This is a genomic window from Pseudomonas sp., assembly GCF_048265905.1.
In the GTDB taxonomy this organism is placed as follows: domain Bacteria; phylum Pseudomonadota; class Gammaproteobacteria; order Pseudomonadales; family Pseudomonadaceae; genus Aquipseudomonas.
The window spans coordinates 39096-51629 of sequence record NZ_JBLXAP010000005.1 but is presented as its reverse complement, the minus strand read 5'-3'; the positions used below and the strand labels follow the sequence as shown (position 1 = coordinate 51629).

General features: G+C 53.0%; 9 protein-coding genes. 4 read left to right on the top strand and 5 right to left on the bottom strand.

Annotated elements, in window-relative coordinates:
- Nucleotides 1-17: 17 nt before the first annotated feature.
- The 3 genes from rplI (at nt 18) to alr (ending at nt 3319) form a co-directional block, all read left to right on the top strand.
- A complete protein-coding gene (gene rplI, locus ACN0UH_RS08915) occupies nt 18-464 on the top strand; it encodes a 50S ribosomal protein L9 (RefSeq protein ID WP_417661729.1) in 447 nt (148 codons plus the stop codon).
- A gap of 266 nt (nt 465-730) precedes the next feature.
- Nucleotides 731-2125, top strand: coding sequence for a replicative DNA helicase (gene dnaB, locus ACN0UH_RS08910; protein WP_417661728.1), 1395 nt, complete (start codon nt 731-733; stop codon nt 2123-2125).
- Between the two features lie 114 nt (nt 2126-2239).
- Nucleotides 2240-3319, top strand: a complete 1080-nt coding sequence (gene alr, locus ACN0UH_RS08905) for an alanine racemase (RefSeq protein ID WP_417661727.1) — start codon at nt 2240-2242, stop codon at nt 3317-3319.
- Nucleotides 3320-3417: 98 nt separating this feature from the next.
- On the opposite strand, the gene ACN0UH_RS08900 is transcribed toward alr, so the two are convergent.
- The 5 genes from ACN0UH_RS08900 to ACN0UH_RS08880 are packed head-to-tail and all read right to left on the bottom strand — an operon-like array spanning nt 3418 to nt 9559.
- The gene (locus ACN0UH_RS08900) at nt 3418-4971 is read right to left on the bottom strand and encodes a DHA2 family efflux MFS transporter permease subunit (protein ID WP_417661726.1); all 1554 of its coding nucleotides are present in this window, start codon (nt 4969-4971) and stop codon (nt 3418-3420) included.
- A complete protein-coding gene (locus ACN0UH_RS08895; protein WP_417661725.1) occupies nt 4955-6016 on the bottom strand; it encodes an HlyD family secretion protein in 1062 nt (353 codons plus the stop codon). The genes ACN0UH_RS08900 and ACN0UH_RS08895 overlap by 17 nt, the downstream gene beginning before the upstream one ends.
- Before the next feature lie 35 nt (nt 6017-6051).
- Nucleotides 6052-7158, bottom strand: a complete 1107-nt coding sequence (locus ACN0UH_RS08890) for a GNAT family N-acetyltransferase (RefSeq protein WP_417661724.1) — start codon at nt 7156-7158, stop codon at nt 6052-6054.
- Nucleotides 7155-8789 carry a GH3 family domain-containing protein gene (locus ACN0UH_RS08885; protein WP_417661723.1) on the bottom strand — a complete coding sequence of 545 codons (1635 nt, stop codon included), beginning with the start codon at nt 8787-8789 and terminating at the stop codon, nt 7155-7157. Before ACN0UH_RS08885 ends, ACN0UH_RS08890 begins: the two co-directional genes overlap by 4 nt.
- Nucleotides 8786-9559, bottom strand: a complete 774-nt coding sequence (locus ACN0UH_RS08880; protein WP_417661722.1) for a hypothetical protein — start codon at nt 9557-9559, stop codon at nt 8786-8788. Before ACN0UH_RS08880 ends, ACN0UH_RS08885 begins: the two co-directional genes overlap by 4 nt.
- A gap of 559 nt (nt 9560-10118) precedes the next feature.
- On the opposite strand from ACN0UH_RS08880, the gene ACN0UH_RS08875 reads away from it, so the two are divergent.
- Entirely contained in the window at nt 10119-12410 is a 2292-nt protein-coding gene (locus tag ACN0UH_RS08875; protein WP_417661917.1) for a YgiQ family radical SAM protein, read from the top strand.
- Nucleotides 12411-12534: the final 124 nt, after the last annotated feature.

Here is a 12534-nt window from a genome sequence, read left to right as displayed (position 1 = left end):
TAAGAGGTTATTACCAAATGGAACTGATCCTGCTGGAAAAAATCGCCAACCTGGGCAACCTGGGCGATAAAGTGAACGTTAAGTCTGGTTACGGCCGTAACTTCCTGCTGCCAAAAGGCAAGGCGACTGCAGCTACTGCTGCAAACGTTGCTGCTTTTGAAGCACGTCGCGCTGAACTGGAAAAAATTGCTGCCGAGAAGAAAGCTTCTGCTGAATCTCGCGCTGCTCAGCTGGCTGAACTGGAAGTCACCATCACCGCTACTGCGGGCGATGAGGGCAAGCTGTTCGGTTCGATCGGTACTCACGACATCGCTGATGCTCTGACCGCCTCTGGCGTTGAAGTAGCTAAAGCTGAAGTTCGTCTGCCGAACGGCACTATTCGTCAAATTGGCGAATACGACGTAGCCGTGCACCTGCACAGCGACGTTGAAGCAACCGTTAAGGTTGTTGTTGTAGCTGCGTAGGAACCTTTGAAAAAGGTAGCGAGCGCCGGGAGTACAAGGCGAAAAGATGCGAAAAAGCACAGTTTAGTCGTTCTAAATGAGCATTTTGAGCAGCTTTTCAACGCAGTAATCTCTAGCGCAGTATTTTTTCAGAGATTCACTTAAGCAGTATGCGACATAGTAGATCTTGCACTTCGGTGCGGGTCTGCTGACAATCAGGCACGGCATTGCGAAAGCGATGTCGTGCCTTTTGTTTTTATGCACCTAAAGAATTATTCTCAGAACTTATGAACGACATCAGCATTCCCGAGCAATACGACTTGCAAACTTCGGCGCTAAAAGTGCCGCCGCATTCGATTGAGGCGGAACAAGCTGTGCTCGGTGGCTTGATGCTCGACAACAATGCTTGGGAGCGTGTGCTTGATCAGGTCTCGGATGGTGACTTCTATCGTCATGATCACCGGCTGATCTTCCGCGCCATTTTCAAATTGGCAGAGCGTAACCACCCGTTTGACGTGGTGACCCTGTCCGAACAGTTGGACAAAGAAGGTCAGTTGCCTGCCGCCGGTGGCTTGGCTTATTTAGGCGAGCTCGCCAAGAACACACCATCGGTGGCCAACATCAAGGCCTATGCGCAGATCATTCGTGAACGCGCCACTTTACGCCAGCTTATCGGTATCAGCAGCGAGATCGCTGACAGTGCCTACGCCCCAGAGGGCCGCACGGGTGAAGAGATTCTTGATGAGGCCGAACGCCTGATCTTTCAGATTGCCGAGGCGCGACCGAAGACCGGTGGGCCGATGGCGATCAACGATATTCTGGTTAAGGCCATCGACCGCATCGACACCCTGTTCAACAGTGGCGATGACATTACCGGTCTGTCGACTGGCTTTACTGACCTCGATGCGCAAACCAGTGGCTTGCAACCCGCCGACTTGGTGATCGTTGCGGGTCGTCCGTCGATGGGTAAAACCACCTTCGCCATGAACCTGGTTGAAAACGCGGTGCTGCGCAGCGACAAGGCGATTGTGGTTTATTCGTTGGAAATGCCTGCTGATTCCATCGTCATGCGTATGCTGGCATCCCTTGGCCGTATCGATCAGACCAAAGTGCGTGCCGGACGCTTGGATGATGACGATTGGCCGCGCCTGACATCCGCAGTAAATCTGCTTAACGACCGCAAGTTGTTTATCGATGATACCGCCGGTATCTCACCGTCTGAAATGCGCGCTCGTACTCGGCGTCTGGCCCGTGAGCACGGCGAAATCGGCATGATTATGGTCGACTATTTGCAGTTGATGCAGATTCCAGGCTCGAGCAGTGAAAGCCGGGTAAACGAAATTTCCGAGATTTCGCGCTCGCTTAAAGCATTGGCGAAAGAGTTCAACTGCCCAGTCGTTGCCCTGTCGCAGCTTAACCGGGGCCTTGAACAGCGGCCAAACAAACGGCCAATCAACTCTGACTTGCGTGAGTCTGGTGCGATCGAGCAGGACGCCGATATCATCATGTTCGTGTATCGGGATGAGGTCTATCACCCGGAGACTGAATACAAAGGCGTTGCCGAAATCATCATCGGTAAGCAACGTAACGGTCCAATCGGCACGACTCGGCTGGCGTTTCTCGGTAAATATTCGCGCTTCGAAAACCTGGCGCCGGGTAGCTATCAGTTCGACGAAGATTAAACACTACGGGCCAAGACTGGCTGTGTGTTCAGCGTAAAACTTTCCCTAGATCAATAAAAACAGGCGTCCAGACGTTAAACTGGCCGCCTGTTTTTCTATTTGGATGCTGTGTTTATGCGCCCTCTTGTTGCCACCATCGATTTGGATGCCGTTTGCCATAACTACGCTGTCGCCAAGCGCTGCGCGCCGGGGCGTGAGGCATTTGCGGTGGTCAAGGCCAATGCCTATGGCCACGGCGTGCGTGAAGTGGTTACAGCGTTGCATGACATTGCTGATGGGTTTGCTGTTGCCAGCTTGGAAGAGGCCGCACAGGTACGCGCCATGCACGGGCAGGCACGCATATTGTTGCTCGAAGGCTGTTTGGAAGCCGTCGAGGTGCAGCTGGCGCAACAACTGCGGCTGGACATCGCGGTGCAAAACAACCAGCAATTGGCTGCGGTGCTTGGCGCCCCTGAAGGGCAATCGCTGAACATATGGCTAAAACTCGACAGTGGCATGCATCGTCTGGGTTTTGATAGCACTGAGCTGCGTGCGGCACACCTGGCTTTGCGCGACAGTCGCCAATGCAATGAGCTAAACCTGATGAGCCACTTTGCCTGCGCGGATGAGCGTGGCCATGAGCTGACGGAGCGTCAGCTTGAGTGCTTCCTTGATGTGCTTGATCTGGATTTCAATCAACGTTCACTGGCCAATTCTGCGGCGATTCTGATGATCCCTGCTGCGCATATGGATTGGCTGCGTCCCGGCATCATGCTCTATGGCGCCACACCTTTTGCGGATTTAAGCGTCGCCGAGCTTGGTCTTATGCCAGTGATGACCCTGACCGCGCAGCTGATTGCCGTGCGGCGGGTCGCCATGGGCGAGTCTGTTGGATATGGCGCCAGTTGGATAGCCCCGCGAGACTCGGTAATAGGTACCGTGAGTTGCGGTTATGCCGACGGTTATCCTCGGCATGCCCCGGCGGGCACAGAGGCAGTGGTCAATGGCCAGCGCGTACCACTGATCGGCCGGGTTTCGATGGATATGTTGACGGTCGATCTGACTGATTTAGCCGCACCTGCTATTGGCGACTCGGTGGAGTTGTGGGGTAAGCAGTTGCCCGTCGATGAAGTGGCTCGGGCTGCGGGCACCATTGGTTATGAGCTGTTGACCAAAGTCACAGCGAGGGTGCAGCGGCGCTACCTGAATGACTAAACGCGTCTGCGTTAGAGCGTGGACAGTCCGTTTCGCACCCGGCTACTTTGGGCTTACCGTCGTAGGGTTGCTTGAGAGGGCTCTGAGCAGTATTGAGCTTAATGCGCTCCGCCGGCTTTCAATCCTGCCGGAAGCCTGCGGGTAAAAAACATCGCAAGCACGCTGATTATCAGGGCAACCCCCATGATGTGGAATGCTTCGTTGTAAGCCAGGATCGAGGCCTGCTCACGGGTTTGCTCGACGACTATTGCCAGAGCCCGGTCGGCGTTACCCAGCCTGTCAGTCAGCCATTGCAAGCGGCTGAGTGCTTGCGGGTTAAGGCTACTGAGTGACTCACGTAAATACTCATAATTGCGGCTGGTATCGTTTTGCAGCATGGTCACTAACAGTGCAATGAAAATGGCGCCAGTGAGATTTCGGATGATGTTGAACAAAGCTGATGCTGCGCCAGCATCTTTGGGCTCGATATAACTGGTTGCAATCAGGGATGAGGTGATCAGGATTAATGGCTGGCCAACGGCGCGAATTAGCTGAATATGCAGCAATTGCTCACCGCCCATATCTGGGTTTAGCGAGCCACTAAGAAAACTTGCGTAGCCAAACAACATAAAACCAATGGCGCAGAGTATGCGCGGGTCAATAAAGCGCATGAGCAGGGGGACGCAAGGAATAATCGCCAGTTGCGGAAGGCCCATCCACATAATTAGTCGGCCGATCTGCAGTGGACTGTTGTCCTGAATTTGCGACATATACAGCGGTAATGCATAGATTGAACCGTACAGTCCGATGCCCAAGCCTACGGTGGCAATACAGCTCAGGAAAAAGTTACGATTTTTCAATATACGCAAATTGAGTAACGGGGTGTCGCGGGACAGCTGAATAGTAATAAATGCGCCGAGGCTGATAAACGCGACAATCGCCAGGATTACGATCATGCGTGAGCTGAACCAGTCGCTGCGATAACCTTCTTCCAGAAATATCTGCAGCGCTGCTAAACCAACCGCCATGGTGCATATGCCTGCGTAGTCTGCTTGACCCAGAAGTTTCCAATTGATGGGTTGTTTTTTCAGGCCGTACATCAAACCCATAATCATCAGCAGTCCAGGCGGGATGTTGATATAGAACAAGTACTGCCAGCCTAGAGTCTCAGTCAGCCAACCACCAATGGTGGGGCCTATTGCGGGGGCAAATGTTGCAGTTACGGCAAACAGAGCCATACCGGCTGGGCGCCGGTGTGCAGGCAAGTGGGTCAGTACCATGCTGAACGCAAGTGGAATAAAGGCCCCGCCACAAAGACCCTGGAATGCACGAAAGATAATCATGCTGTTGAGCGACCAAGCGAGAGAGCACAGCAGGGAAGAGCAAATAAAACCAAGCGTCAGCCATATTGTTAAACGGCGTTTGCCCAATAGGTCACTGAGCCATACGGTGAGGGGAATGATGATGATTTCTGCAACCAGGTATGCCGTTGATATCCATGAGCCTTCGGTGATGGTTGCACCTAAAGCGGATTGAATTTCTTTCAGTGAGGCGTTGGTAATCAGGATGTCGATAACCGCCATAAACGCGCCCAACATAGTGCTGAGCACGGCTATCCAGTCGCGTAAGCTAGGCTCTTGCAAGGATGTTGAGGTGCTATTGGCGTCGGTCAACAGTCACCTCTACCGAGAGGCCGGGACGTATTTGCTCCAGCTCAGTAAAATCTTCTGGAAGCAGGATTTTTACTGGAACCCGCTGGATCACTTTAGTGAAGTTACCTGTGGCATTGTCCGGCGGTAGTAGGCTGAATTGAGATCCTGTAGACGGTTGCAGGCTATCGATGACGCCTTCAATAACCAAGTCAGGTAGGGCATCGAAGCGTAGCTGAGCTTTGTAGCCTTTACGTATTGAGTCAATTTGCGTTTCTTTAAAGTTTGCCTGTATCCACTTGGTTTGCGGCACCAGCGATAGCAATGCTTCACCAGGGCGCACATATTCCCCCAGGTTAAGTGAGCGATTACCAACTCTGCCTGCAACAGGGGCGGTGATCGTTGTGCGGGATAGGTTGAGCTCGGCCAGGTGCAGTTCGTTTTTGCGGCCCGTGACTTGTGTTTTTAGTTGTTGGCGGCGGTTGTCGAGCTGCGCCAAGGCTATTTGTTGGCCTTTAAGTGCCGATTTTGCTTGATCAAGCTTGGCTGTCGCCACGGCTACATTTGCCGATAAGGTGGAGAAGGCTTGCTCAGATGCAAACCCATTGGTGCGCATTTTACGGATACGCTCAAGGTCTTGCTGATGGCGCTTTAACTCTGCGTGACTGGCACGAATTGCAGCTTTTTGCGCTTCAATGCTGGCGAGTTGCTGATCACGCTGATTGCTTAAGTCGTCGAGCTGTACAACAAGGTTAGCTATCTGTGTTTCGCTGCGCACAACATTGAATTTAAAATCTGCATCTTCAATGTGTGCAAGGGTCTCCCCTGCCTCAACCCACTGGTTGTCATTGACAAGGACTTGATCGATACGTCCGGCGAGCTGGCTAGAAATAATTACAGTATCGGCTCGTACATAGGCATTGTCTGTGCTTTCGATAAAACGCAAATGAAGCAACCAGTAGCTCGAATAGGCTAATGCTGCCAACGCTAACAAACTGGCAAATATGGCAAGTCGCGTCTGCGTCTTGCGGTTCATTTGATAGGCGTCAGGCGACACCGCTGTAGACATTGATGAATCAGCAGGTGGCTCACTCAGGCTGACGCTCACAGACGAGCTATCTCAACGTGACGTACGGTGGAACTCTGCGATTCACTTGGGTCTTGTTGGTAACTGATTAGAAAGTGGCGGCTATAAAGTTTTTGGCGTTTATAGGCCTCAAGCGCGGCTTCCAGAGGGTGATTGTCAAAGAACCCACAGACAAGACTTTGTTTGGGTTGTAGGTAGTGCTCAATCACATAATCGAGCAGTGCTTTAAATACCTCCGGATTATCTTGGTCAATCGTCAGACTATGTAGCGTCAAGTAGTCGAAACAATTGCCGGGCGGCGGCAGGTGTATGCCGCCGAATAGCATGCTGTACAGGTTATAAGCTAGGCGTGACACAGCCAGCCAGGGCGTGTAACGGGTTACGCATGTTTGCTTGAAAGGCTTCTGGTCCCACATGCCCACAGTACCAACGGCTTTACCGTTGATGAAGGCAATCAGGTAGCTAGTGATCTTTAAACCTTGGTAATAGCCATTGCCAGCTAGCAGGTCATTGACGTTATAAAGTGGGAATCCCTGACGGTGGCTAGCCTCATCCCACAATTGTTGTAGCAGGGTTGCATCGCTTGTGGTTGCTGCGCGGATTGTCAGGTTGTTGGTGGGTACAGTTTTTCGTTTCTGGGCAGGTATTAAGCTGGTGATGACGCGTCCGCCTGGATAGAAGTTCGGCAGCCAGGATCGACCCCGATCAATGATGCCTAGTGGAAGAAGGTTCTCTTCCAAAATCACGGCCTCCATCCATTCTTCTTGAGTGTTGGTGTGGTCGGCAACGGCCAGAAACAGCGCTTTTAAGGCTTTTCCTCCACGAGCTTCAGGGGCAACGCGTAAGTCATGTAAGTATCTGACTGCTTCAACTTTTCCGTCGATGTACTGCCGACGCAGACCAATATCGATCATGGCAATAAGTACGCCAGGGGTATTCAGGTCCTCAGCAACAAGTACATGTTCATGCTCGCAACTCACGAGCGCGCCGGCAAAAAAATTTGGCTCTCGCTCAAATGTCAGAGTGATACTGCCCATTTGCGGAGTGCGTTTGAGCAGCGCCAGAAGGGCGGTATTGTCTTGGGCCGTGGCAAGGCGGGTTTGAATTTCTATTTCTTTATTCACTGGGTAGCCTGTAGTGCGTGGCGGAGCTCTATTGGTAATGGGCTGGACCAGTGCCGTAGTGCTTCGAGTTTTATGTTCCCTTCAAGCATTCCGCGCGCGCGAGATTGTTCTAAGTAGATTTGGCGCATGTTAGGCAAACTGATGCAGCGGGCTTGTGCAAGCTGACCAAGGTCCCGCGCTAGGCGGTAATGGAAGTTATCCAGAAGTGCATGTTCAAGCTGGGCCGCAAGGGTCGTGATGGGCACTGAGGTCGTGTCTGCCTGCCCCTCAATTAATAAGACATAACCGGGCTTCCCTGCGGTGCTATCGCTAAGGGCAAGTAGAGTGATGGGAAGTAAGTCGCAGTAGGTCAGGCTGTCGAGTATTGATTGTGCGAGTGTAGCGCTGATCTTTTCGCCGACCAGATCAGTGCCATCATTGCGGCCGAGAAAGGTAAAGCAAGGCAAGGTTCGCCAGTGGTGGCTAACCTCCAAAACGTCATTCATGCGATAGCGCGCAAACCCGCTGCCGGTGGTCAGCAAGGGCATGACCTGCTGACCTTTGCGTAATTGCCACGGGGCCAGAATTTGCCCGTTATCGAGGTCTTCAAATTCATATACATGGCTGCGATAAGCCAATGGGTAATGGCCTTGAACTGGAATGCTAACAACGCCCTCAGTCGCCCATAAACCCTTTCCCTGAAACTGAGCATGCGCGAGCAGTTTCTTAAGGCGCTGAGCCCAAGGCTCCGCCGCCGCGGTATCCCAGGCGCTAAGGAGTGCAAGGTGTGGCCAAAGCACCGCAAAAAATGCAGGGTCTGCGACACCATCCCAGGCTTTTAAGCGCTGTGCTGTTTTGCGCGATTGAGGGCACTTCAGGCTACCCATGGCCCCTATTCGATCACCCCAGCTACCACGTTCAAGAACCTCTGCAAGCTCTTCACGGCAGGTGCTTAGTTGCTCGAGAAGGCCTAAGCCAAAAGTAGGGCTCCAGATCGAGATCACACTGAGCTGCTCATCAGCGGCTAAATATGCGAGCGTCGCGAACAGTGAATCATCGGCTGTTTTAGCCAGGGCAATAGAGGCGGGCGCTGTTTGGGTGAGGCCTGCAATCAGGCGTTTACTGAGTGACATGAGTTGCATGTCGTCATTCAGTTCGCTGCTGCTAGCATCGCGTAATGAGGTTGGGATCCAGGATAGCGACCAGTAATGACTGCCTTGCGCAATGTTCGGAAATTGTCTGTACAGGTCACCGATCCAAGGTGTTATCGCCTGATCAAGTTCGCCTAAAAAAGCCTGTGTATAGGGAATCCACTTTATTGCCGAGGTTGAGCCGCTAGTAGGTTGATAGCGGCTAATTGGGCTGTCAATGAGGAAGGGGATTTGTAGGGTGCGCTGTCGCTCAATCGCATCTCGGTAGCTGTCGTACGTCGTGCAAGGCTGCTTGCTGCCGAATTGCTCCCAATCATCGCCCACATTGAGAGGCGAATGCTTGCCTGATGATGAGCGGGTATAGCTATGCAGCCACTTTTGTAACATGCCCCGTTGGATTGCCTCTAGATTCGGCGCTTCGCGCTCGAAGCGTTGCAACCCGCGTTGTATAAAGGTTTTAAGGAGCCCATGGCCTAAGCGGCTCGCTAGGAGTCGTGTCATATTTGGGGGCCAGCAGTACCGCCCTTGAGCACACTCGGGCGTGTTTGATCTTCGGTTGTGGCGCGGCCCTTGAGTTTTAACCTGAGCACTTTTAGTGAAAGGTGATAGCAATACTTCAGCAGCGCAGAGAACGAAATTTCTCCCGTGCAGGGCAGTTCGGTGCCTTTTCGCCAGTTGGGATTGCAGTCCTCAAAATAGGCAATATCAGGTTCTTGGGCGCGAATCTCGGGGGTGATTTTGGCAATATTGTCATCTAGGCACGGTGCGCCGTCGCCGAAGTCCAGCAGCATGCGTTCAGGATCGAATGCATCGGGGTACTGTTGTTTGCTGAAGGCGCTGACGACATCACGTAACTTGTTGTCCTGCTTATTCCGGTTTGGATAGAAGTCGTAAAAGTTGCGTGTCAGTAGCAGATAGGTTTTGTAGCCCTTGGAAATTAAATACCAGTACAGGGGGGTGAATGGGTGGCGTAGGCGAGCGAGGAGAATTTGCTTGTAGAACGCTACATGCAGACAGCGACTGCCCCAGTACTCGGGTTCAACGATTGTATCGCCGCTAAAAATGCCGCGAATTCTCTTGCCGTGCAGATCACAGTCAAAAATGGTTAGGGTTGAGAAGCCGATTATTCGGTTTGTTTGGCGTGTGCGGGCAACAATCGCACCGGTTTTATGCTGAAGGTCATTGATAAAGATCGCGTGTGAGGTGTTCTGGTAAAACTTAGAATAGATTGCATACATCGCCTGCGTATCGGTTGTTTTTAAATCCTGCAATGCGATAAAGCTGCTGTAGATGCGTTCACTTGGAGTTTTCACAACTCAGCCCTCTGTGACCAATTGAATCATCCGCACTCGCTGTGTTGTGAGTGCAGGATTGGCCAAGCGCTTCTTATTGATTGAGCAGTCCAACACTATTGATCCGAACACTTCGCTCGCACGCATGGTCGCTTGGGGTAGACGGTTGCTAGTGTCGATTTTTGGGTATGGGCGAGGTAGTGATCTAAAGTTCTGTTACACCGTTTGTCGGGTAACACATGCTGTGCAGAGGACGCGAAGAAACGGCAGCTCAATTCAGCTTCGTTACTGATGGTTGCGTGCTTTGGGCAAGGCCACGTGTTGTTTTGCGGGTGGCTATACAAAAGTTCTGCAGTTGCCCTCGTCTGGCAGCAGTGCAGACTAATGGGGGTTGGCTAAGCTTTCTTGCGTACAGCGCAGGAACCTACCGGTCCAGGCGATGTTCTGGAGGTAAAGCCTGAGCTTAGTCGTCGGGTTTGGTTAAAAATTGTGCTATTATCCGCGCCCGTGAAAATCCATGAACCCTTCGGTTATCGTCATGCAAGCAGTCAAGCCATTATTCGATTATCCAAAATACTGGGCCGAGTGTTTCGGCCCAGCACCTTTCCTGCCGATGAGCAGGGAGGAGATGGATCAGCTTGGCTGGGATTCGTGCGACATCATCATCGTCACCGGTGATGCCTATGTTGACCACCCATCGTTTGGTATGGCGATTATTGGCCGTTTGCTTGAAGCGCAGGGTTTCCGTGTCGGGATCATCGCGCAGCCTAACTGGCAGTCGAAAGATGACTTCATGAAGCTCGGCGAGCCGAATCTGTTCTTCGGCGTTGCGGCTGGCAACATGGACTCGATGATCAACCGCTACACCGCGGATAAAAAGATTCGTTCGGACGACGCCTATACGCCTGGTGGTCAGGCGGGTAGTCGTCCGGACCGCGCCAGCCTGGTTTATAGCCAGCGCTGCAAGGAAGCCTACAAGCATGTGCCGATTGTACTTGGCGGTATTGAGGCGTCCTTGCGCCGTATCGCCCATTACGATTACTGGCAGGACAAGGTTCGTCACTCGATCCTGATTGATGCCTGCGCCGATATCCTGCTGTACGGCAACGCCGAGCGTGCAGTGGTCGAGATCGCCCAACGCCTGTCTTACGGTCAGAAGATCGAAGACATCAATGACATTCGCGGCACCGCGTTTATTCGCCGTGACACGCCTGAAGGTTGGATGGAGATCGACTCCACACGCATCGACCGTCCGGGCAAGATCGACAAAATCATTAATCCGTACGTGAACACTCAAGATACTGCGGCCTGCGCCATCGAGCAGGAAAAAGGCCCGGTTGAAGATCCGAACGAGGCCAAGGTTGTGCAGCTGTTGCCGCACCCACGTCTTGAGCGTGACAAAACGGTCATTCGTTTGCCTTCATTTGAGAAAGTTCGCGGTGATGGCGTGCTCTATGCCCACGCCAACCGCGTGCTGCACTTGGAGACCAATCCGGGTAACGCGCGTGCGCTGGTGCAGCGTCATGGCGAAGTCGATGTCTGGTTTAATCCACCGCCGATTCCAATGACCACCGAAGAGATGGATTACGTGTTCGGCATGCCCTACGCACGTGTTCCGCACCCAGCGTACGGTAAAGAGAAAATTCCAGCTTACGAGATGATTCGCTTTTCGGTGAACATCATGCGTGGCTGCTTTGGCGGCTGTACCTTCTGTTCGATCACCGAGCACGAAGGCCGGATTATCCAGAACCGTTCCGAAGAGTCGATTATTCGCGAGATTGAAGAGATCCGTGACAAGGTGCCAGGCTTCACCGGGGTTATTTCTGATCTCGGTGGCCCAACCGCCAATATGTACCGTATTGCCTGCAAAAGCCCTGAGATTGAAGCCGCGTGCCGTAAGCCATCGTGCGTGTTTCCAGGTATTTGTGAGAACCTCAATACCGATCACTCATCGTTGATTCAGCTGTATCGTTCGGCACGTGCATTGCCGGGGGTGAAGAAAATTCTGATCGCATCCGGCCTGCGTTATGACCTTGCGGTTGAGTCGCCGGAGTACGTCAAAGAGCTGGTTACCCATCACGTCGGAGGCTACCTCAAGATCGCGCCGGAGCACACCGAGGAAGGTCCGCTCAATCAGATGATGAAGCCGGGCATCGGCAGCTATGACAAGTTCAAGCGCATGTTCGAAAAGTACTCGAAAGAGGCGGGTAAGGAGCAATACCTGATTCCTTACTTCATCGCTGCGCACCCAGGCACCACTGATGAAGACATGATGAACCTGGCGCTCTGGCTCAAAGGCAATGGCTTCCGTGCGGACCAGGTTCAGGCCTTCTATCCGTCGCCAATGGCGACAGCGACGGCCATGTATCACTCGGGTAAAAACCCGCTGCGCAAGGTGACATACAAGAGTGATGGTGTAACCATTGTTAAGAGCGAGGCCCAGCGCCGCTTGCACAAGGCTTTCTTGCGTTACCACGACCCACGTGGCTGGCCAATGTTGCGCGAAGCGCTTGAGCGTATGGGCCGTAGCGACTTGATCGGCAATGGCAAGAATCAGCTGATTCCAGCGTTTCAGCCAGCGGTTGATGGCTATCAAAGCGCACGTCGCAAGAATTCGACGCCAGCCGGTAGCAAGAAAGTCGGCAAGCCAATGCTGACCCAGCACACCGGCCTGCCGCCGCGTGCCAGCGACGGTAGCAAACCCTGGGATAAGCGTGAGCAGGCTAAAGCAGCTGCCTTCGCCAAGAACCAGGAAGCGGCCAGAGAACGCGCCAATGCCAAGAAGGGCAAAGGCAAGAAGCCAACCAAGGCGCCTGCGGTACCGCGTTAATTGCCCTACATCCCTGACGGGGTCGCCATTGATGACCTCGTCAGTTGTCACGCCGCAAGCTAGGCGCCGCCTGCCAGACTTTTGGGTTTTGCAGCGAGTACCAACCTTGAGCGTCGAAGCCTAT